Origin of the sequence: Acidithiobacillus sp. M4-SHS-6 (assembly GCF_047421495.1) — a bacterium.
Taxonomy (GTDB): Bacteria; Pseudomonadota; Gammaproteobacteria; order Acidithiobacillales; family Acidithiobacillaceae; genus Acidithiobacillus.
On the sequence record NZ_CP175559.1, the window covers coordinates 746130 to 765650 of the forward strand.

Consider the following 19521-nt stretch of genomic DNA (forward strand, 5'->3'; position numbering starts at 1 on the left):
GGCGCCACTGGAGCACGTCCTGTATGTTTATGATTTTTTTGATAAATGGATATCGGATAACGTGGTCTGGTATCTCGCCGTTCCTGAAAATTTAAGGGGAGTCTTCCTCCCCGGCTTGGGGAAGGGTAACCACTTTCTGCGCCGATGGGTTCGCTTGTAACTGTTTCTGATAGTCTGCGATGCGGGCATCCCGGACCTGCAGCTGAGTTTCGAGTTCCTGAATGCGGATATCCAGCCGATAATTGATTCGGGCCAGAGCAGCCACTTCTTCCTGGGCTTCTTCTACCAGCTTCCGGTATTCTTTAAGTTTCGCTTCGGTTTCGGCCAATTCGGAACGTCAACCGCGAAATGGGGTTGCTGCTAAACGGGCCGGACATTGGCAAGCTCCAAGCGCAGTTCGATCGGGACTGGAGACGGGCCAATTGAAGCTCTCCACGCTCTGGCAGTACGCGCAGGCTATCGTGGCAGAGCGTGAAGCCCCGACTACAGCCCTGGCTTAGTCGCGGGAGGATTCACGCTCCGATCCGCAAGATGGTATATGGTATAATGAGCACGTTCAGATTCTGCCCGTCTGGAACATCCTGGTCATTTCGCTATCCCCAAAAACACAGCCAAGCAACGCTCGATCTCCACCATTACATCCGTGTCGATGCGTCCGAATGCCGGCCCTGCCTTTTCGCGCTTCACCGTCATGGCCTTGTCCACCATCACCTGTGATGGCTTCTGCAAGCCGTTCTCTGCGCTCGGTTGAACCGTGACGCGCAGCAATGGCGCAGCAACCAGCGTGCTGGTGATCGGCAGAACGGTTACGCTCGCGTGCTCCCTAAACAGGTTGGCCTGAATTATCAACGCGGGCCGTGGCTTGCCAAAGTCGCCCTGCATGGCGATGGTCACAAGATCGCCACGTATCATTCCGTCCAGCCGTCCACGTCTGCCAAGACTTCATCCATGAACTGTAGCATGGCTGTATCGGCGCTATCGGTTTGAGCCACGAGAAGGGATTGGCGGCGACACTCCTCCGCGAAGTCTGGGCGGCGCGTGTCCGGCACCCAGATTTGCACCGGGCGCAGTCCGGCCATGCGTAGCGCGTCACGATGCTTTTGAACTCGTGTATTCACGTGCGTGGTTCCCATGCAAAAGTCTCCAATAAAGTTACATGCAACACCATACAGAACAATGGCGTTACATGCAACATGCCCAGGAGTCAGGTGCGCGCTCTATCCTTCGGTAGCACCTTAATGAGCGTCATTTTCCCCCGTTAATCCCGCAAAAGACGCCCTATCCGCGTCCCGTTCGGACGTGTCATATTTCCCCTCGCCAACCGGTTTTTCTCCGGCAAGTGCATTGAGTTCGGACTGAGCGGCCGCCAGGGCCTCCTTCTCTGCGTCGGACACTTCCTCGACAGGCCCCTGCCCATTATTGGGTGCCTGCTCTTTCTCGACATGGGGGATGGGCAGCGTTCCGCCCGACTCGCCCAGAATGGCCCTGTAGTCCTTCCTGGCCCCAGGGATGGAATCGCTCTTTTCCGGCCACCGGATGGATGCCCGATCGAGCCACTCCGGGTTCTTGAAATAGAGCAACTGCTGACCATAGATGGGGTGAAAGCCCGCCGCGAATACCAGCATATCGCCCGGGGTCCTGATATTGGAGCCTTCCTTTTCCGGTCCCCGCAAGGTCATGACCTCGTCCGCGGTCAGCAGGGGGCGGGACTGATAGCTGAGGCTCGTCGAATAGCCCTTGTTCTGGCTGAACATGGAGCCGTCGAAACTCTGGTTGTCGTTTTCCATGGTCACGGTACGGGTGCCCAGCATGTCCGAGATCCACTTGGCCGTCTCCACCTGGTTGGGCGCGTAGGCCGCCCGGATGTGACAGTTGCCGATGATGGTCTTGGCCCCGGCCTTGCCGTAGCCGTGGCCTTCGTCTTCCAACTGGGCAATGTCCTGGGTGATGAGGTACAGCTTGACGTTGTAGCCCGCGAGGAAGGCGATGCTGTCCAGGAATACATCCAGCTTGCCCAGGCTCGGGAACTCGTCGAGCAGCAGGAGCAGCCGATGCTTTCCCTTGGCGACGATTCGCCCGTCTTTCGCTTCCAGGCGTTCTTCCGCGGTGAACTGGGAGGCGATCTGGTTGAGCACCAGGCGAATGAGGGGCTTGAGCCGGTTCTTGTCTTCCGGACTGGTGACCAGGTACAGGGAGACGGGTTGTTCGGCGTCCTGCAGGTCGGCAATGCGAAAGTCCGAATACTCCGTCCATTTCGCGACGATGGGGTCCCGGTAGAGGGACAGGAAGCTCATCATGGTCGAAATAACGCCCGATTTTTCATTCTCGGCCTTGTTCAGCATCTCCCGCGCGGATTGCGCGATGACCGGATGCACTTTGGTGAACTGGCCGTTGCCGTCCCTCCAGCCGTATTGCTCATCCGGGTCATGCTCCGTCTGCATCATGCGCTCGAAGGCGATGTCCACGCTTTCCAGGGTAGGATCGTTGAGATAGGCGGCAACGCCCCGCAATGTCTTGTCCGGCATGGCATAGAGCACATGCAGGATGATGGACGTGAGCAGGGCAAAACCGGTTTTCTGCCAGTGATCGTTCAGGCCCTTGCCATCCGGGTCCACGATCATCGTGGCGATGTTCATCACGTCCTTGACTTCATACTGGGTTCCGACGCGCACCGCATCCAGCGGGTTGAAGTGGCAGCCTTCCCCGGATACCGATCCGGGGGCGAACTTCAGGATGTGGTGGCCCATGGCCTTGCGGTATCCCGCCGTCAGGTTGAAGTTTTCCCCCTTGATGTCGTGCACGACCACCGAGTCCATCCAGCCGTCCAGCAGCGTGGGCAGGACGAGGCCTACGCCCTTGCCGGACCGGGTCGGAGCGAAGACCAGGATGTGCTCGGCTCCGGTGTGCTGGAGGGGAGTGGCCACCCCGTTCTCGACAAAGGCCCCGACATAGCAGACATGGGGGGAGTCGAACCGGTCGAAAACTGTCGGTTCCGGGATCTCCGACAGGCGTTTGTTCTCCCTCTCCGCCTTCTTCCTCCGCCATTCGGCGGCCTCCTGTTTCCGTTTTTCCCGCCGATCTCTCCAGCGGGACCAGTCGGAATCTCCCTTGAGCCCAAGCAAGGGGCGCAGGGAGTCCATCACCGTCCTTGGTGGAGGAGACGGCAGAAGCGCCGCACGGATCGCGTCGCTCCGGCTCGCCCAATGGGCCGAGCCATGCACAGGGTTGTCCAGGATGGCTCTTTGCGCATCCTTGTGCTTTTTCCCCAGTATCCCCGCCGTAAGTATTCCCAGCACCACCGCCGGCAGGCCGGCATCATAGAACGCCTGGTGAATCACCGGATAATGGATGTTCATGATCATGGGCCGCAGGAAAGGCAGGGGATCATACAGCCGCCAGCCGTAAGGCAATGCGATCCAGGCATGCGCCTTCTGAATGAAATCATCGGTCCACCGGTAGCCGGGAAACACGTCCCGTGCCACATAGGATATGCCTAGCGTGTAGCCGATGACGCCCGCGGCGACGCCGGCAAGCGTCGTCTTGAGTCTGCCGCCGCGGGCGAGGCGCTGAACCTTGTAGTCGGAGACGGTGGAGTTGGGAGCATGGATCTTGTCTGCCATCTCGAAGTCCTTATGGGAGAACCGGCCAGGAGGAGTAAGAGTCACCTGATGGTGCACCGCCGGCTGCAAGCCCACCGGCAGTAAGCCAGCGAAATTGAGGAAAAGGATTGGCCGGCAGGGCCTTGGCCTGGGAGAAACCGGCAGGCGCGGGCGCTCCGGCGGCGCCCAGTATCCGGTTGGCATATTGAGCATCGCCCCAGAGCCGTCCGGAGTTGTACGCCTCAAAGGCGTGGTAGAGCGCTGGTTGGCCCCGATAGCCGCTGGTCAGCGCCTGTTGCCAATCCATGCGCAGGATTTCGCCGCCCGCCCGGAGGTTGGCACAGGCATTGAAGGCGGTCCGGGGCGTGAGGCCGATGGCCGCGAAGTTTCCGGTATCCACCTGGGCCAGCCCCACGTCGACCCGCTGGCCAGCGGCCATGGCTTGCCGCAAATACCGGATGGCCTGATTCCGGCTGCCGGGAATGACCATGCTCCGCGTGCTGTTGTTCCACATCGCCAGAGGGTTGCCCCCGGACTCTACCCGCACAATGGCGGCCATCGTCGAGGGCGCGACCATGGGCGCGCATTCCGCGCTGATCTGGGATAAAGGGATCATTGCGAACTCCGTGATTGCTCAGAACAGATATCTTCAGATTCCAGAATCCGATCGATCAGCGCGGAGACGCTCCATCTGGTCCCCTGGAAGCGCTGCAGACGTTCCAGCACGTCGGCAGGCAGGGTGATCGACATGGGGCGAAGACGGCGCCCCGGGTGCTTGTTTCTCCCGGCGCCGGGCCAGCGCTTGCAGGCCCTCATCGGACAAGGAACGTACCTTCTGCGTCACGACCGCCGTTCGCTTTTCTGGTGAGAGGCCGGCGCAATCGTGTTCCGTCCGGACGATGATGCTTCCACGCATTTTGGCTCCTTACCCGCTCACCCGTATGGGTCTGGTTTTGGCCCAAGTGCGGGCTCTGTGACTGCCGGCCCCGTCTGCATGGCGGGGCTGTAGGGGCCGGGAAACACCATGTCATGCGCCACCACCACCGAGAACAGATATCCGGGATGAATGGTGATCGTCGGTGCTATGTCGATGTACTTTTCCAGCAGCTGGGATTCGGCTTCCCCAAAGGTTTGCGCCAGGGATTGCTCGCTGTCCTGCAGGGCCACGTTGCCGGTCACCTGTCCATTGGCGCTGATGGAAGAAGAGGGCGACGCAATGGCCATCCCCGCATCCACAATGGACATCAACAGCGCATTCTTGAAGATCAGCCAGGTGTGGTCATTGACCTCCCCGGCGAAGCCGGCGTATCCGGAACCGCCCGCTCCCCCGTATCCCGGCAGGTTCATGGTGGTGCCGTTCGGAAACTCGATGCGTGTCCAGGCAACGGCCAGCCGGTTGATGCCCATGGCGGTCTGGGTATCATAGGTCCCCACCAGCCGGGCGCCGGCAGGGATCAGGAGCGTTGCGCCATTCACGGACGAATAGACATTCTGGCTGACCACCGCCGTGATCTCTCCCGGCAGGTAGCTCTTGATGCCTGTCTGCAAAACAGCGGGAATGACCGATCCGGAAAGAATCTCGTAAGGGCTCGTCTCCCGTGTCACCAGGGGCGGCGGCGCCTTCTTCCTTGTTTTCTTCGCTGCGGACTGTTCCGCGGGCAGGGCCATGGGAAGAACCGCCGGAGCCTGCGCGGACGGCGTTGACACCGGCGTCTTCCAGGCAAGGCCCTCACCGGACCCCGTACCCAGGGCGGACGCGAAGGCGGCGTCCTGCGCTGCGTAAGGATTCTTTTTGGGCACAGTGGATGTGGGGGTGGATGCCGGGTAAGACTGGCCAGCTGCGCTGTTCGTGGGCGATGTCGCCGATGCGCCCGACGTGTCCCCGGGAGCGGTGGGCTTGTGGTACTGCTTCCGGTGCACCGGAGCGACCGGCGCGCCAATCCCGCTCGCCGGCTGGATGGTTTTGGCCGCCACTTGAGGCTTGGTGCCCCCGAACATCGGGTGGCTTTGCAGATACTCATAGCCGCCATAGGCGCCCAGTCCGACCACAGCAGCCGCGATATAGAGCGGCGTCCGCTTGATGCGCGTCGCCAACTGGTCCCTGTCCGGCTTGACGTTGATTTCGCGCTGCCCGCCAGGGCCTTGCTGCCCGCGAGGGCCTTTGCTGCTGTCCATGGCGGGCTGTTGCCTCGCAGGCGCTCCTTTCTTTTTCTGGAGCAGATCGGAGAAAAACTCTTTGCCGCTTTTCATCTTTACTCTCCTGCCTCGTTCGTGAGGCGAACTTCTGCCAGACTGTCCCACTTGCCTGCAGCCTGATCCCAAAGCCCCGCTAGCAGGTCGATGCGATGCGGATTGGCGCTGACGGTCAGTGTGTGCCCATCCATGAAATAGCTGACCGTCATGACCTTCCCGGACCGGCTACGCGCGAGCACCATGGGAGTTTTCTCCGTCGGAAGACGGATATAGGTGGCCTTGTTCTTCTTGTCACTGATTACGCTGATCGGCTGGATAGACTTGCAGTCGCCAGTAATGCACTGCATTTTCCAGTCGGGATCAGCAGCAGTGGCATTCACCTGCGGCGGTGCTGCAATGGCGGCTGTTGGCGGCAAAGTTGCCTGCTGTCCCTGGACGTGATTTACCGCCTCCGGGTCAACGTGATGGACGCGGTAAAAAGCGAGCACCGGTGTGAATCGCGAAGAGTCACTGTACAGACCCACGGTATACGTCAACGGGTAACCGTGGGGGCTGGTCGCCACGATCTGGACGCTGCTTTCGAGCCCGGCAAAGCGGGGCATGATTTCCAGAATGGGATGCCCGCCGGCTGACGTCTCCTTCACGACCCACTCGGCGCTCGGGGCGCCGACCAGGGATACCGGCTTGACGCCCTTCCCCAGAATGATCACGGAGAAGTTGCCGGGAGCGGTCTGAAGCACCGGCAGGTCTTGCTCCAGTGGCACGATGACTTCTCCACCGGGGCGCGTGAATATGGGGAGTTGCGAAATCACCCCCAGTGCAAAGGCCCGCACCGATTGTTGCTCCACCGCCCGGATGGGCTCGCCATAGTGAATATTCAGGCTGTGCTGAAAGACCTTGGAGGTGTTCACCGTTCTGGCAATCGGTACGGATTGTCCAGCCACTCCCGGCGCCTTCATCGCCTTCACCGTGGATGCGATGGAAGAGGGCACCCCCGCCATCATGGCGACCGTGGCCATGATCAACACAGACCGTTTTTTAATCCTCAACGCAACGTAGCGCATGTTACTTCCCCTCATGCTGGATGGTGACCACCTCGGAACCCAGCCGTAACAGGATCTCGGCGGGAACTGAATCGACGACATAGGTGTTGCCCCGGATCTGGGTATCGACTCCGATCAGATGTCCGCTGGCATTGCGGGCTTGCAGAATGGGAAATCCTCCATGGCTCGCCAGCCCATGGGGCATGTCGATGAAGGTATGGGTCCCGTCGTCATAGACGTGCAATGGACGGATCGGTTTGCAGTCGCTGAAGCCGAACCATCCGCCGCCACCGCAATGAATGGACCAGCGAAGATTGATGTGATCCAGATGGATATTGGGCAGAGGCAGTACGCGGGGCGTTTTGCCTTTCCGGGCGGCAACGGCTGCCGACTGCAAGTCCGCCGACTGCAAGTCAGCCCCCTGCAAGGCGGGTTTCCAGGAGCGGACCGCGCCTCCACTATCCTCGATCTTCAGGGCCGGGATGTAGCGCACCGCGTCACTGACCAGACGGATTTCATAGTTGATGGGCCTGCCCTGGTCGGTCGCGGCCACCACGATGTTCTGGTGGAGACCCTTGAATTTCGGGCTCAGAAAAATCTCTGGCTGAGTGCCGACGATAGCCTGCTGCACATTCCATTCCGATTTGCTGACGCCGACGGTCGTCACGGGCTTGACGCCCGCGGGCAGCTCGATGATGCAGGTGTGCAGCGGCGAGCAGACCAGCACGGGCCGGCCGGCAAGACTGTTGACGGTTCCGTTCGCGCCGCCGATCACCGGAAGGGCGTCATCCATTGCCTGGGATGCCGCCAGCGACTGACGGGCAAGGATGTTTGTTGCGGTGCTCTCCGGCCCCTCGGGCGGGGTGGCGATGGACTGTTGCCACACCCGCGCCGACGCTATCTGCGCGGCGGCCTCCGGCGAGATGGCCGGGACTTTCGGGCTCGCGGACGGGGTGCCGCCAGATTCATCTCCGGTTTTTGTTCCCGCAGACTTCGTTGCCGGATTCCCCTGCGGGGGAACGGACCCGGCGGTCTGCGAAACCGGCTTCACCGGCGGCAGACTTGCAGTCGGCAGACTTGCCGTCGGCAGACTGGTATCCACGCCCGCCAACGCCAACCCGGGAAGGACGAGCAGCCCCAAAGAAAGCCATGTTCTGTTTTTGCTGACGCGAAGCTTCGTTTTCATGCCATCTTCTCCTTACACCTGGGGGCTGAAAGCAAAGTGCGTGATGTAGATGCCGAAGGGATTGCCTTTCAGGACATTGGGGTTGTTCGATGGCGGGACCGTCGCGTAAGTGACCGTGCCTTGCCAGTCCTGCTCGCCGTCCACGCCGCCATGCGGGCCATAGTGCTTGACCAGAAAATCGACGATGTACGATCCGCCCTTGTTCGTCACCTGGCCAACGGGCACGGCGCTCTGGATCGTGACCGTGTTGCCTTGCGTCTTGTTGGAATACGCCGCGTAGGGGTTGTGCTGCGCATAGAAGGCGTCCAGTGAAGACTCCGCGCTCGATGCGATGTAATGGTAGGACTCGTCGATGAAGTGCTTCTGCACATGCTTGTCCGGGCTGCGCGTGAAAGCGAGCCAGGTGAAGCGGGAGACGATGTGCTGCACCACCGGCTGGGCGAAAGAACCGGCCCGCACGGCCTGCGCCAGTTCCACCGCCTGGCCCAGTTTGTCCACTTCGACGACGTAGGGCACCACATGGACACGGTCTGCCTCATACACCATACCGGCCCCGAACAGGGCGGCAATGCCGATGGCCGCCAGGGCGGCGATGCGCCAGTTCCGCGCCTGGGCGATGTAGGAGCCGTAGCGCTCAAGCCATTCCTGGCGGGCGGCCAGATAATCGGGATTGCTCGACATGAAAAAACCCTCTCAGATGATTCCTGAGAGGGTATAGATCAAGGGTTGGGGGGATAATCCTGGGGTGCAGTCATATTTATTTTGAGGGTTCTTGGAGCGTTCGCGCGATGTTGCCTGTATCTATCGGGGAGCGGTGGCAGATTCTCGGGAAACTGGTCATACTTACGCCATGGATATTGATATGATCTCTCTCGCGCCGCCTGCCGGAACCGGGTCCTAGCCATGAGCTATGCGGAGTTTCTGGACATCATGCTGACGGCGCTCGGCGTCATCCTGACGGCCCTGGCTGTCATCATTGCCATTGTTGGAATAGTGGGATATAAGGAAATTCGGAAGGCGGCCATCGATGCCTCCGTTCGCGCGTCCATCGATGCCTCCGTCGATGCCTCCGTCGATGCCTCCGTCGGTGAGGTGAGAAAGTTCTTGCAGATGTCCCAGGTCACCAAGTTCATGGACAAGGCGCTTCCAGAGGAAGAGGAACGGTCGCCCATCGGGGCGCAAGCAGAAGCAATGGAGGTGACAAGAGATGATGATAGTGAAGCCGACATTGACAAGAGATAACCGGGGCCAGCCCCTCGGTCCGTTCTCGGTCATCCGGGAACGGCAACGGTCCTATCCCGTGGATGTGGAGGGGCTGGCCAGGGACTTCGGGATCACCGTGATCCGGAAAAACTGGCCTGATGACCTTTCCGGGGCTATCGGGAAGGACGACAAAGGGTATTTCATCATCGTCAACGCCAAGCATTCGGAAGAGCGGCAACGATTCACCATCGCCCACGAGATCGCACACTACATTCTCCACCGGGACCGCATCGGCAAAGACGGCATCAAGGATGACCGGTGGTATCGAGGGCTCGGGCCATCCGACGAGCGCGCTGCCAACCGACTTGCGGCCGACATCCTTATGCCGGCAGACATGCTGGGGCAAGCAGCCGTTGACGCTGGGGGCTTGAAAAACCTGGACCAAATCGCTGCCAAGCTCAAAGTATCCAAGAACGCCTTGTCCATCCGGCTTGGGGCGCCGACCTGACCAAGTGCGCGACAAGCCACGCCGTTCAGGGCGGGCGACGGAGTGGGGATTGGCCCGGGGGGGGACATCGCCGGGGGAACTGAAAAAAGCGATCGAAGAAAAACCGTCCAGGCAGGGATTGCCTTACGGCAGACGATCGAAAAAAACTTCGGGGCGCGCCGTTCTAGCCTGGGATCAGCCCTGCTTCCGCAGGGCTTCGATCTCCCGTTCCAGCTTTTCCAGCCGAGTGAGCACGGCGTCTGGATAGGTCGGTTGCCGCATGGACAGAATGGCGGAAGTCAGAGCATCAAAGCGGCTGTCCATACGTTCAGCCAGCGCATCCATGCGCTCGGCAAGGTTGTCGATTTTTGCGTCCATTCTGTCCATGCGGGCATCCAGACGCGAGAATCCCTCTTCCATCCTTTCGGTGAGCCGGTCCACGCGGGCATCCAGCCGGTCGATGCTTTGCCGGTGCTCCTGCAGGTCCTTTTCCACGGCATCGAGCCGCAGGCGCAAGGATTCCACGCCGGGAGCGATGACGCTTTCCAGCACCTTGCGCAGGCTGTCGATGGTCTCCTGAATGTCCATGGAAAAAGTATACTCAAGGCTCTGACGAATTGACATCCTCCCCCCGCTGGTCCCCTTACCCCCTGGGGGTCGGCGGCAAGCGAAGCGCGGGCGCCCGGGGGGTGGGCCGCGCATGGGCGCAAGCGCCATAGATTACCTATTTGGTTCTTGCAGAGGGATGACTATTGGTTCCACAAATGAGCCATTTCCGCTCGAAGTCCCGCAGGGCTTCGGTACGCTCCTTGGTAGTCAGCACTCCGGGAAACGGCGAACTGCTGCGCATGTCGATGGCGTGCTGTTCTTCCGAGAGCATGAAGGCGCACAATCCGGGAAGTTTGCCCGGGTCCTGCAGCACCGTATCCAGCCGAACGACCCACTCGGTCAGCCAGATGTCTTCCGGACGCTGTTGCGAAAAGCGTGCAGGCTGGATTGCGTCTGCGCAATCCTCAGTGGCCCGCCCAATGGGTCAGCCCCCACCCCACCGCGAAGATCCAGGGATACCACATCGCCTCAAGCGGCGTGAATCCATTGCGTCAGATCCCGAGCCAGCCAAGTCCAGTGAGTTGCTTCGGGATGTTGGGCGACATATGTCTGCCAGTCGCCCAGAAAAACCTGCGGATGTGCGTGTATGCCCATAACCAGAGCGACCACACAAGCCCCTACAAAAAGGACGATTGGAGCCACAAAAAACAGAAACAGCAAATGCTTGCCGTAGCCGTAGCCAATGGCCACACCGATTGGCCACATAAGGACTTCCAGAATGAGTTTCAGCAAATAGATAAGCGGTGCAAACAGCACCGCTCCGTCAATAGGTGCTGACGAGGATGACGATCTGTGTGCCTGCTGCTCAGCAGCTACACGCTGCCAGTGGTCGTCATCATCTTGCCGACGGCGCCGATCATCTTCCCGCTGTCGCTGCCGCTGAGCATACAGTTCTTCTTCGGAATATATCGAAGACATGGTGCTCACCTGTTTCTCAAAATGGTTGTGGTATACCTAATACACTATTTGCCAGGCGTCAATCAAAATCTCCCATGTGCCGAAAATCCAGTTTGCTTCCACTCACGGCCCCTGAATCTTTGGTCGCACCGTCCTTCGCATGTTGAATAAAGGCATCTCCCGCCTGCCGTGTCATTGATTTAGGCTGCGCACTCGACGATGGGGCCTGTACAGCCCTGGATGCCTGTGGAGCCTCACCAGCCGCTGAACCGCCAGCAGAGGGGGCCTGGACAGTGTTTGCGGCACCCGATCCGGCACTGCCGCCGCCCGCAGACGCGGCTCCGACTTCCGGAGCGGCCACGCCAGCCGCCGCGCCGGCTTCTCCCGCACCCGCGGCTCCGGCAAGGCTGCCGCCCGCAAGGCCGCCACCTGCAAAGCTGCCAGCGCCTCCGGCTGCGCCTTGTCCTGCGGATGCCGCCGCGGATAGGCCGCCAGAAGCAAGGCCGCCTGCCGCGCCAACGCCCAGGGCCACACCACCGGCACCTACCGCTACGGTACCAGCGCCGATCATGGCGCCTTCCTTGGCCAGTTCTCCGCCGGAGAAGGATGAGGTACCAGACAGGAGACTGCTGGCGATACTCGATGCCTTTTTCGCGAGCAGAGCGATCACCGCGCCCAGAATGAGCACCTCGAATCCCGCCTGGAGCGGATTGGTAACGTTCTCCAGAATCGTCTGGATCAGCGGCACGATACTATAGGTCACCAGATACGCCAGCGCGGTCAGGATAAACAGACGGACACCCACGTTGATGGCGTAATCGAAGTAACTGCCGACATACTTGGCCGTCCATCGCAATCCGCCGCCGGCCAGCATGATCACGCCCAAGGCGATCACCAGGTAGCTCTCGATCTGGACCATCAGGAACTCCAGGGCCATGACCAGAATACCCAGTCCCGCCAGCAGACCGATGATCCCCGCCAGGAGGGTCTCGACCAGGAGCGATGCCGGATCGCTGCTGGCGATCGTTTTGCCCGCGGAGGAGAACGCCGCGGAGAAGTTGAAATTCCAGATGTCGCTGACGGTATTGCCCACGTTGTGGATGGCGGCCGCTGCCGGAGACAGCACGATACCGAGAAATGCCTGAAGCGCCTCCGTCGCGATCTGCCCGGGCGTCACGGCCGTCACTCCAAGCGCGTGCGCTCCACCGGCCAGACCATTGATGATGTCCGGAATCCAGGTCCCGGAATTGTCCAGGAGGGTCAGAAAAAATCCCAGCGTCACCACCTTCTTGATGATGCCGCCAAAGAGATCCTCATGCCCGCGCTTCTGCAGGACATGATTCAGAAACAGGACGGAAAACTCGACGGCGGCCAGGACGTAGAACAGATCCGTGGCGGCCGTCTGCATGATGCTTTGCCAGGGCAGGATCTTGCCGCGCAAAAGGCTTTGCACCTGACTCAGGGAGCCCGTGCCCGCCGCGTTTGCGACGGCGGGCACGGCGCCCAGAAGCATCCCCGCGATCCACGCGAATCTGCGGTATTTACGCATCAGCATCATGTCCTCCTGGCTTCGGCAACCTCAACCTGAATGCCCTTACGGCAACAACGCGGGGTTGTTGGTGCCGCCGGAGAAGAGCCCGGCTGCCGCAGCCTGGGCCGACTGCACCCGCTGCGCCGTCCGGCAGTTCTTCTCTTCGCTATCCGACAGCTTTTCCGCCTTCGCGCAGAAGGCGATTTCCTTTTTGAGTGCTGTCTTGTGCGTCCGATAATAATGCGCGGTGTACACGGGTTGGTGGGCGCAACCGGCCAACATGGCACCCATCGCTGCGAGCAGTAGTGTTTTCTTCATGGCCACCTCCTTTTAAGGTAAAAGACTCGGGTTGTTCGTGCCACCAGAGAATAGCCCATTGGCAGCCGCCTGCGCAGTCACGTTTTTTTCCGCCTTCTGCTGTCGCTGATACGCGAGTACCGCATCCTGTCCAGCCATGGTGATCTGTTCCAGCTGCTGAATCGACTTGGTGGTGACGTTCGCCGCGGCCACGGCGGCGGCGGCCACCTGCTCCCGGCCCTGAGCGGTTTGTGCCTCATTCTGGATGGTTTGCATGGATGCATCCTGTGTCGCGAAGTTTTGCGCCGCCAGGTGCTGGGACTCCAGCGCGTCCGCCATGTCGGTGTTGGTCGTCTGGTTCCAGTTGGCATAGACGGAGGACAGGTTCTTGATGGAACTGCCCGCGCCCTGGTACTCCTGCGCGAGTTGTGCGCCGATATTCTGTCCGGCGTATCCCAGCGCCTGGGCCTGATTATAGATCGCCGTGAGTTTCTGGATCGATCCCACCAGCGGATTCCAGATCTTCGCGAACATGCTTGCCGGCATGTCCAGGGTGTTGGTCACCATGTTCTGATAGCGCTCGATATCGTTGGCGTACATGCTGATCTGTGTCGTCACTTCCTGCGCCTGCTTCGCCAGTGATTGAACCGCGGTGCCTTCCTGGACGATCTGTTCGGGGAAAGTGGCTCCTCCCGTCAGGGTACCGCCGGCAAAGGCGGGCGCCGGTAATAGAGCGAGGATCGTGCTCAAAAAAACGGTCTTGCTTTGGATGCTCATCGAAAACCTCCCTGCGCCGGTCCCGGCGCAATCATCTGGACTCCATGGGTATAGATCAGGACTGGGCGAAGATGTCTGTCGCTTACTGCGAAAGCGATTGCGTCAGCGTATTGGCCTGGGCCGCGAAATTCGCCACATCGCCGTTTATGGGCGCCATGTAACGGCTCACCTGGCCCATGTCGTACCCCAATGCCTGCACCAATTGCATCCGCTCCGTGTACTGCCCGCCCATCAAAGACCCAATGGCCGTGAGGCCGCCGCCGGCAGGGCTGCCGCCTGCAAGGCTCCACACGGACCCGCCCTCCAGGTTGGAAAGCAAAGGCGCCAGAGCCGGCTCATCCGTCACCGCCTGCTGGGCCGAAGTCAGAATCGTGGAAGCCGAAATCTCGGGGATGCTGGCCGATCCTGTCGGGCAACGGTCTTCCAACCGCGGAAAGACGGCACTCGAATACTCGATGTACCAGCCAATCGGTGCCCCGTCATCGGGTCCTGGAATCCACTGCACCGCCGAAAGATTCGGATAACTGCCGATGCCTGCGTGCCAGTTGTTTGCCAGGGGAAGCGCCTGGAACGTACTGTTTGGCCCCAAGGCCGCCGCAATCTGCCGCCCCACGCCGTTCAGCAGACTGTCCAGGACGCTGGCCGCCGATTCCACCCGTTTCGATTCCGCCTGCACGGTGGCCAGATTCGGCGCGGACGATGGCTGGCTGGCCTGGGCGTCCGCCTGGGCGTTCATCAGGTCGGCGACATCCTGCACAATCTGCGTGTCGATCGCCTGCATGGCATAGGCTTCCGCCTCCGCATCTCCCGCGAGATTCAATCCGCCCGTGACCAGTTGCCGGATCTGGTCGTCCCATCGCACGTTATGGCATTGCTCGATGCCGAATGGAGTCTGAACACGCGGACCGATGCCGGAGAGGCCTGCGTAGGACGCCAACTGAAAATAATTGGCGGCCTGTCGCTGCACGTTCCCCCAATCACTCGCCAGCCGCTGGATCTGAGCGTTGTCCGCCTGGACGGCCTGCAGGTCCGCCGACACGGTCCCGCTCTCACCTCCCATTGCGGAGAGACCCTGCAAGCCTGCCGCCCGCAAGGTTGCCTGGGGGTTTTCCGTGGTACTCCCTGCCTGTACCGCGGCGTTCTCCGCCTGTAGCCGGGCTATCGTCGCGGAATCGCCAGCCAGCGCAAGGACTGGCAAGACCGCGAACAGGGATCCAAGAACCGCCACTTCGATTAGCTTTTTCATGCCCGCTCTCCTTCGTAAAGGGATTCCGCATAGCGCACCCAGCCATCCCGGATGCCGGGTGACAGACGCTCTTTCAGCCACGCGATCGGCCAGCGATCGCCATGCTGGGTCTTCATCTCCGCTACCCGCTTGACATCACGAGGATCGGAGACACCGCAAAAGGCCAGGGTGACCGGACCCATGCCAAACTGAATCCGGCGCTGACCTTCGGGTGTGGACAGGTAGTAGTCCTGTTTCGGCGTGGACATCGCCAACAGATCGATTTGCCGGTCATTCAGGCCCATGTCGATATACAGGGGTCTGATATCCTGCCTGGTGGCCGCCCGGTTGGGCAGGAAGATTTTCGTCGGGCAGGATTCCTTCATGACCGGCAGCAAGGGGGAGTCCTTGAGGTCCGCGAGCGACTGGGTGGCAAAAACCACCGCCGCGTTCTTTTTCCGCAATTCCTTCAGCCATTGCCACAACTTCGCCAGGAACATCTCGTTGCCCAGGAAAGTCCAGCCCTCGTCGAGCGGAATGAGGGTGGGGCGCCCATCCAGCATCTGCTCGATCCGGTGAAACAGATACAGCAGTACCGGAACCGTCACCCGGTGCTCCGCCGGGCCGCCGTTCATCAGGTGGCTCATCTCGAAAGTGATCATACGGGCATCGGCGATCGACAGCCCGTCACTTTCGGCATCGAGCAGCTTCCCCGTTTGCCCGGTCAGGGTGTAATACTGCAGGGCGTCCTTGATTTCCCGGTTCTGGATCATCTGGACCAGCGCCGTGAGCGAGCGTCCGGATTCCCGGGCCAGGCCATGCACGGCGTCACGAATGGCCGAACGCTCCGTGGAGGTGATCGTCATGCCCTGCAAGGCAGCCAACGCTTCCACCCAATCGGCAGCAAAAGCCGCCTCGACCGGATCATCGACGTGCTGCAGGGGTGCGAAGAACAGATCGGAGGTCGGGCCGTTCAGATCGTAATGCTGCCCGCCCATGGCTTCCGTGAGGGCGTAGAGGCTCATACCTTTGTCAAAGGCGATCACCCGGCTGTCGGGATAGCGCTGCCACTGCGCCGCCAGCAGGGCCAGGAGCGTACTCTTGCCACCACCCGGCGCGCCGACAATCAGGCTGTGCCCCAGATCGCCCACATGGAGGTTCAGCCGGAACGGCGTATTCCCCGTGGTCGCCGCGTACAGCAGGGGCGGGGGTTGCACCCTGCGAAGGGCCTTGCCGCCTGCGAGGGCCTTGCCGCCATCCGGCAGTTTCATCAGCGGGCTCGGGCAACGCGATTCACCGGCCCAGATTTCCGTCTTGGGCGCGAAATCCGCAAAATTCAGCGAGTGCATCAATGGCCGGCGAATGTTCTCATAGAGATGACCAGGAATGCTGCCCAGGAACGCTTCCACCGTATTGGTCGTTTCCAGGTGGGCGACATAGCCCGCATTGTCAAAGAAGGTCTGGGTCGCCTTTATCCGCTCGGAGAGCACTTTTTCATGGGCGGAACGCAGCACGACGGATAGCGAGAAGTTGCCGAATTTCACAGCACCCTCCCGGGCTTCATTGACCGCCTGTTTGGCATCCAGGGCGAGATTCACGACGGTATCATCGGCGGACAACTGTCCCTGGGCTTCGCCCGTCACCTTCTCCGTGAGCAGGGACTTCATGTTGGCACGGGAACCAAACCAGCGATCCCGGATCTTCGCCAGTTCCACCACCGCATCGGACGGATCGAGGGGCAGGAAGCGGAGCGTGTAGCGTAGGGGAAAGGGCAGGCTATGCAGGTGCTCCAGCATCTCGGGGAAGGTCCTGCCGGGATAACCCAGAACCGTTACGACGCGGATCTCTTCCCCGTCGATGGACGGCTCCAGGCCGCCCACGAAATCATGGTGCCCGATGAGGGCATCCAGATACGCCGGAATGCGGGGCGCATTGACGCGATGCGCCGACCCGGTCAGGCACTCATGAAGATGGGTGAGCAGGGCGTCGGCATCCAGCGCCTTCACCCGGTACGCCTGCCTGAAAATGCCCAGGATGACTTCGATCACCTGCCGGTAGCGGGCCAGCGTGTCCCGGAATGCCGCATCGGCCAACTGTCCGGACGGTTTGCCGGCTTTCCGCTGAATCATGGATTGTGCCACGTCCACTTCCGCATCGATGGGCGTTCGCCAGGCAATGGTGAGGTAATAGCGGCTGACATAGTGATTGCTTTCCGATCCAAACTGCGCTCGTCTCTCGGCCTCGATGAGGCGCGACGCAGGGTCGCGGAAAGCGCACTCCGATTCGTCGATATAGCCGTCCGCCGGTTCGCGAATCGCCGTGACATGCACGCCCCAGTCGGTGCCCAGCCGGGCGACGGCGTTGTTCCAGATGCCGGAGAGCGCCTCCAGATCCTGCGTGGACTGGCTTTCGAGATCAGGTCCGTCATACTGGAACCCCGCCAGAAAGCTCCCGTCTTTTTGCAGCGCGACGGCCATCTCTCCGGCATCCGTCTGCCAGGCATCCACCAGAAAAGCGATGTTCAAAAGATCGGGAAGGCCCTGGGCCTTGTCGCGGTACTGTTTCAGGGAGCGCATTATTTCTTCTTCCTCATGAGTTTCGCCAGCATCTTGAGCACGCCACCAGACGCGGCACTTTGCGTTTGTTCTTTGGGGGCCTTGTATTTGACCGGAGCATAGGCGCTGGCCCCGCTCAGGTAGACGGCTTGCTGGCTCCAGTGGCGACGCACAACGCCAAAGGCTTGCGGGTCGTGTTTTGCGAGTGTTCGCAGAAACGACTGCCCCACTCCCCCGATAAGGAGACCTACCGGGATGAACCAGAGAGAGACCAGAATCGGTATAGAGAGACAGACGAACCAAAGGGCAAACGTGGCCTCCCGCTCACCCCCCGCGACGAGCATGGGCCTGGTCAGGGAGGGGTGCAGCGGGAGACGGCGGGTGTTCTCCGCCGCCATGGCCTAAAGCCCCACGACGTGCAGGGCATGCGATGCGACGAGGCCCATAATGCCCACATGCCCCATCGTGGCACCGCCGGTGATGCTGGTGGCGAGCGCTTTCGCATTCGCCATGGCAATGCCGCCGACCGTCGCACCCAGGCCAATCATCATGGCCTTCTTGTGCTCGCCGCCATGCCACCAGGCAAGGCCCGTAGCCACAACACCACCCGCCGCAACCAGCCCGCCCATGTCCTGCATGCCCATCAGGACCGTATTCAGCGGCCCCGCAATGGGGGAAAACACACCGCCGGACGTGGACGCGAACGCCATGCCGGGGGCCAGGACCATGACGCCCGCAGCGGCTACCTTGCGAGCTCCAGAAAACATTGCCTTCAACCGCTTTTCCATGAGAACACCCTTTCGTGGACGGACACTCACTTGTCCTTGCGGGGGTATAGATCGGCGGGTTTTGGTATACCATGCGCGGTGCAAGATGATCAGGCGCAAAGGCCCGATCGCGTCGACTCTGATTCCACCAGCCTCAAGGCGGGTGAATCACGGTCACGCCTGGGAGGCTTGATGGCATTCAAGTTGAGTTGCATTAGGGAAAACAAATGATCAATACAAAATCCATGATGATGCTGATCGACGACATGATCAGACGTTACAAACATGTTTATGCGCCTATAGTTACGGTGGTGATAAGGGCGGCTTCACTTTATGGCGTTATCGTTGTATTCGCCTATCTATTTCAAATACATTACGCTCCATCAACATTGGCTGGAGTGATAATACTTGCTCCTTACATATTTTTCGTAGGGCTTATTGTTGTTTTGTACGTTTATTTTATTGCTTCTGCTCCTGGTATTTTTGTAAAATATTTAATGACCCCTAGAGATCTGAGACAGGCGGATGGGTGGGTCCTACCTTTTGGTATATCTATTGTCACAGTGATGTTTGTGGTATTATTGTGGGTTGGTAACGATGGATCTTTAAGTAGGATTATTATCAATCTGGCTGTTACTGTGATAACCTTAGTAATTAGCTGGGTGGGTTATAAAATTGCAGGTCGCCACTTCAACGAAAAGAAGCTGTTGTCGCTGATAAAAGTGACTTACCTGATTATGATATTGGCAGTCATAATGCCAGGATACCCGAGGTTCCTGATAGATCTCACGGGCATAGCCAAGCCCGAAGCCTATATTTATTCATCGCAAACCATGGGTTTCAACAAGGTTGATATACGGTTCATCGGAGCTGAGCATCTTGTTGTTTCACCTTACCTTCCCAATGGTAAGGTTTCTGGGGACTATGTGATTCTGCAGAGGGGGGACGTTACTATATTTTCAACTGTTCCGACAGATCAGCAGATGTCAACATTCAAAAGCCTCGTAGTTAAAAAGTAATAACGAGGTGAGACTGGTAATAAATCCTATCACAGATACGAGATATACCAGGATAGGCACGTTTATCCAGCAAGCCCCTATAACGAGCACCATTCTGGTGAATATAGCTATGGTAGCAGTGATCAGCATGGTG

Annotated in this window: 23 protein-coding genes; 3 read left to right on the plus strand and 20 right to left on the minus strand. The window is 59.9% G+C overall.

What is annotated here, in order from left to right:
* Positions 1-91: 91 nt before the first annotated feature.
* From ACJU26_RS03850 to ACJU26_RS03895, 10 genes are all read right to left on the minus strand, one after another.
* Positions 92-328 (minus strand): hypothetical protein, encoded by a 237-nt coding sequence (locus tag ACJU26_RS03850; RefSeq protein ID WP_414041220.1) that lies wholly within the window; start codon positions 326-328, stop codon positions 92-94.
* Between the two features lie 257 nt (positions 329-585).
* Positions 586-894, minus strand: a complete 309-nt coding sequence (locus tag ACJU26_RS03855; RefSeq protein WP_414041221.1) for a type II toxin-antitoxin system PemK/MazF family toxin — start codon at positions 892-894, stop codon at positions 586-588.
* A 14-nt stretch (positions 895-908) separates the two neighbouring features.
* Entirely contained in the window at positions 909-1118 is a 210-nt protein-coding gene (locus ACJU26_RS03860; protein WP_414041222.1) for an antitoxin MazE family protein, read from the minus strand.
* Positions 1119-1235: 117 nt separating this feature from the next.
* A complete protein-coding gene (locus ACJU26_RS03865) occupies positions 1236-3620 on the minus strand; it encodes a type IV secretory system conjugative DNA transfer family protein (RefSeq protein ID WP_414041223.1) in 2385 nt (794 codons plus the stop codon).
* Between the two features lie 10 nt (positions 3621-3630).
* Positions 3631-4215: a lytic transglycosylase domain-containing protein gene (locus tag ACJU26_RS03870; protein WP_414041224.1), complete on the minus strand. Its 585-nt coding sequence runs from the start codon at positions 4213-4215 to the stop codon at positions 3631-3633.
* A gap of 33 nt (positions 4216-4248) precedes the next feature.
* Entirely contained in the window at positions 4249-4515 is a 267-nt protein-coding gene (locus ACJU26_RS03875) for a hypothetical protein (RefSeq protein ID WP_414041225.1), read from the minus strand.
* Between the two features lie 17 nt (positions 4516-4532).
* The gene (locus ACJU26_RS03880; protein ID WP_414041226.1) at positions 4533-5849 is read right to left on the minus strand and encodes a TrbI/VirB10 family protein; all 1317 of its coding nucleotides are present in this window, start codon (positions 5847-5849) and stop codon (positions 4533-4535) included.
* A 2-nt stretch (positions 5850-5851) separates the two neighbouring features.
* Positions 5852-6856, minus strand: a complete 1005-nt coding sequence (locus ACJU26_RS03885) for a TrbG/VirB9 family P-type conjugative transfer protein (RefSeq protein ID WP_414041227.1) — start codon at positions 6854-6856, stop codon at positions 5852-5854.
* 1 nt (position 6857) lies between these two features.
* On the minus strand, positions 6858-8021 hold the full coding sequence (locus ACJU26_RS03890) for a TrbG/VirB9 family P-type conjugative transfer protein (RefSeq protein ID WP_414041228.1): 1164 nt from the start codon (positions 8019-8021) through the stop codon (positions 6858-6860).
* A 12-nt stretch (positions 8022-8033) separates the two neighbouring features.
* Complete coding sequence (locus ACJU26_RS03895; RefSeq protein ID WP_414041229.1) at positions 8034-8702, minus strand: VirB8/TrbF family protein; 669 nt, start codon at positions 8700-8702, stop codon at positions 8034-8036.
* A gap of 222 nt (positions 8703-8924) precedes the next feature.
* Here ACJU26_RS03895 and ACJU26_RS03900 point away from each other — a divergent pair, with 222 nt between their 5' ends.
* Together ACJU26_RS03900 and ACJU26_RS03905 are read left to right on the plus strand one after the other, a co-directional pair.
* Positions 8925-9263: a hypothetical protein gene (locus tag ACJU26_RS03900; protein WP_414041230.1), complete on the plus strand. Its 339-nt coding sequence runs from the start codon at positions 8925-8927 to the stop codon at positions 9261-9263.
* The gene (locus ACJU26_RS03905; protein ID WP_414041231.1) at positions 9229-9732 is read left to right on the plus strand and encodes an ImmA/IrrE family metallo-endopeptidase; all 504 of its coding nucleotides are present in this window, start codon (positions 9229-9231) and stop codon (positions 9730-9732) included. The genes ACJU26_RS03900 and ACJU26_RS03905 overlap by 35 nt, the downstream gene beginning before the upstream one ends.
* 174 nt (positions 9733-9906) lie before the next feature.
* Here the strand turns inward: ACJU26_RS03905 and ACJU26_RS03910 are convergent, their stop codons facing one another.
* The 10 genes from ACJU26_RS03910 to ACJU26_RS03955 form a co-directional block, all read right to left on the minus strand.
* Positions 9907-10335: a hypothetical protein gene (locus ACJU26_RS03910; RefSeq protein ID WP_414041232.1), complete on the minus strand. Its 429-nt coding sequence runs from the start codon at positions 10333-10335 to the stop codon at positions 9907-9909.
* Between the two features lie 100 nt (positions 10336-10435).
* Entirely contained in the window at positions 10436-10633 is a 198-nt protein-coding gene (locus ACJU26_RS03915; protein ID WP_414041233.1) for a hypothetical protein, read from the minus strand.
* 155 nt (positions 10634-10788) lie between these two features.
* Positions 10789-11238, minus strand: coding sequence for a hypothetical protein (locus ACJU26_RS03920; protein ID WP_414041234.1), 450 nt, complete (start codon positions 11236-11238; stop codon positions 10789-10791).
* Between the two features lie 58 nt (positions 11239-11296).
* The gene (trbL, locus tag ACJU26_RS03925; protein ID WP_414041235.1) at positions 11297-12775 is read right to left on the minus strand and encodes a P-type conjugative transfer protein TrbL; all 1479 of its coding nucleotides are present in this window, start codon (positions 12773-12775) and stop codon (positions 11297-11299) included.
* Between the two features lie 36 nt (positions 12776-12811).
* Positions 12812-13066, minus strand: a complete 255-nt coding sequence (locus ACJU26_RS03930; RefSeq protein WP_414041236.1) for an EexN family lipoprotein — start codon at positions 13064-13066, stop codon at positions 12812-12814.
* A gap of 12 nt (positions 13067-13078) precedes the next feature.
* Positions 13079-13822 (minus strand): P-type conjugative transfer protein TrbJ, encoded by a 744-nt coding sequence (trbJ, locus tag ACJU26_RS03935; protein WP_414041237.1) that lies wholly within the window; start codon positions 13820-13822, stop codon positions 13079-13081.
* Positions 13823-13904: 82 nt separating this feature from the next.
* Entirely contained in the window at positions 13905-15068 is a 1164-nt protein-coding gene (locus ACJU26_RS03940) for a hypothetical protein (RefSeq protein WP_414041238.1), read from the minus strand.
* On the minus strand, positions 15065-17623 hold the full coding sequence (locus ACJU26_RS03945) for a conjugal transfer protein TrbE (RefSeq protein WP_414041239.1): 2559 nt from the start codon (positions 17621-17623) through the stop codon (positions 15065-15067). Before ACJU26_RS03945 ends, ACJU26_RS03940 begins: the two co-directional genes overlap by 4 nt.
* Positions 17623-18000 (minus strand): VirB3 family type IV secretion system protein, encoded by a 378-nt coding sequence (locus tag ACJU26_RS03950; RefSeq protein WP_414041240.1) that lies wholly within the window; start codon positions 17998-18000, stop codon positions 17623-17625. Before ACJU26_RS03950 ends, ACJU26_RS03945 begins: the two co-directional genes overlap by 1 nt.
* A gap of 3 nt (positions 18001-18003) precedes the next feature.
* Positions 18004-18369 carry a TrbC/VirB2 family protein gene (locus ACJU26_RS03955; RefSeq protein WP_414041241.1) on the minus strand — a complete coding sequence of 122 codons (366 nt, stop codon included), beginning with the start codon at positions 18367-18369 and terminating at the stop codon, positions 18004-18006.
* Between the two features lie 227 nt (positions 18370-18596).
* Here ACJU26_RS03955 and ACJU26_RS03960 point away from each other — a divergent pair, with 227 nt between their 5' ends.
* A complete protein-coding gene (locus tag ACJU26_RS03960; protein ID WP_414041242.1) occupies positions 18597-19388 on the plus strand; it encodes a hypothetical protein in 792 nt (263 codons plus the stop codon).
* The last annotated feature ends 133 nt before the right edge of the window (positions 19389-19521 follow it).

Coding starts and splice junctions, on each gene's coding strand:
- ACJU26_RS03905 (WP_414041231.1), top strand. CDS start 9,229: ATGATGATAGTGAAGCCGACATTGACAAGAGATAACCGGGGCCAGCCC.
- ACJU26_RS03940 (WP_414041238.1), bottom strand. CDS start 15,068: ATGAAAAAGCTAATCGAAGTGGCGGTTCTTGGATCCCTGTTCGCGGTC.
- ACJU26_RS03900 (WP_414041230.1), top strand. CDS start 8,925: ATGAGCTATGCGGAGTTTCTGGACATCATGCTGACGGCGCTCGGCGTC.
- ACJU26_RS03890 (WP_414041228.1), bottom strand. CDS start 8,021: ATGAAAACGAAGCTTCGCGTCAGCAAAAACAGAACATGGCTTTCTTTG.
- ACJU26_RS03945 (WP_414041239.1), bottom strand. CDS start 17,623: ATGCGCTCCCTGAAACAGTACCGCGACAAGGCCCAGGGCCTTCCCGAT.
- ACJU26_RS03930 (WP_414041236.1), bottom strand. CDS start 13,066: ATGAAGAAAACACTACTGCTCGCAGCGATGGGTGCCATGTTGGCCGGT.
- ACJU26_RS03865 (WP_414041223.1), bottom strand. CDS start 3,620: ATGGCAGACAAGATCCATGCTCCCAACTCCACCGTCTCCGACTACAAG.
- ACJU26_RS03880 (WP_414041226.1), bottom strand. CDS start 5,849: ATGAAAAGCGGCAAAGAGTTTTTCTCCGATCTGCTCCAGAAAAAGAAA.
- ACJU26_RS03950 (WP_414041240.1), bottom strand. CDS start 18,000: ATGGCGGCGGAGAACACCCGCCGTCTCCCGCTGCACCCCTCCCTGACC.
- ACJU26_RS03955 (WP_414041241.1), bottom strand. CDS start 18,369: ATGTTTTCTGGAGCTCGCAAGGTAGCCGCTGCGGGCGTCATGGTCCTG.
- ACJU26_RS03920 (WP_414041234.1), bottom strand. CDS start 11,238: ATGTCTTCGATATATTCCGAAGAAGAACTGTATGCTCAGCGGCAGCGA.
- ACJU26_RS03910 (WP_414041232.1), bottom strand. CDS start 10,335: ATGTCAATTCGTCAGAGCCTTGAGTATACTTTTTCCATGGACATTCAG.
- ACJU26_RS03885 (WP_414041227.1), bottom strand. CDS start 6,856: ATGCGCTACGTTGCGTTGAGGATTAAAAAACGGTCTGTGTTGATCATG.
- ACJU26_RS03895 (WP_414041229.1), bottom strand. CDS start 8,702: ATGTCGAGCAATCCCGATTATCTGGCCGCCCGCCAGGAATGGCTTGAG.
- ACJU26_RS03870 (WP_414041224.1), bottom strand. CDS start 4,215: ATGATCCCTTTATCCCAGATCAGCGCGGAATGCGCGCCCATGGTCGCG.
- trbJ (WP_414041237.1), bottom strand. CDS start 13,822: ATGAGCATCCAAAGCAAGACCGTTTTTTTGAGCACGATCCTCGCTCTA.
- ACJU26_RS03960 (WP_414041242.1), top strand. CDS start 18,597: ATGATCAATACAAAATCCATGATGATGCTGATCGACGACATGATCAGA.
- ACJU26_RS03875 (WP_414041225.1), bottom strand. CDS start 4,515: ATGCGTGGAAGCATCATCGTCCGGACGGAACACGATTGCGCCGGCCTC.
- trbL (WP_414041235.1), bottom strand. CDS start 12,775: ATGATGCTGATGCGTAAATACCGCAGATTCGCGTGGATCGCGGGGATG.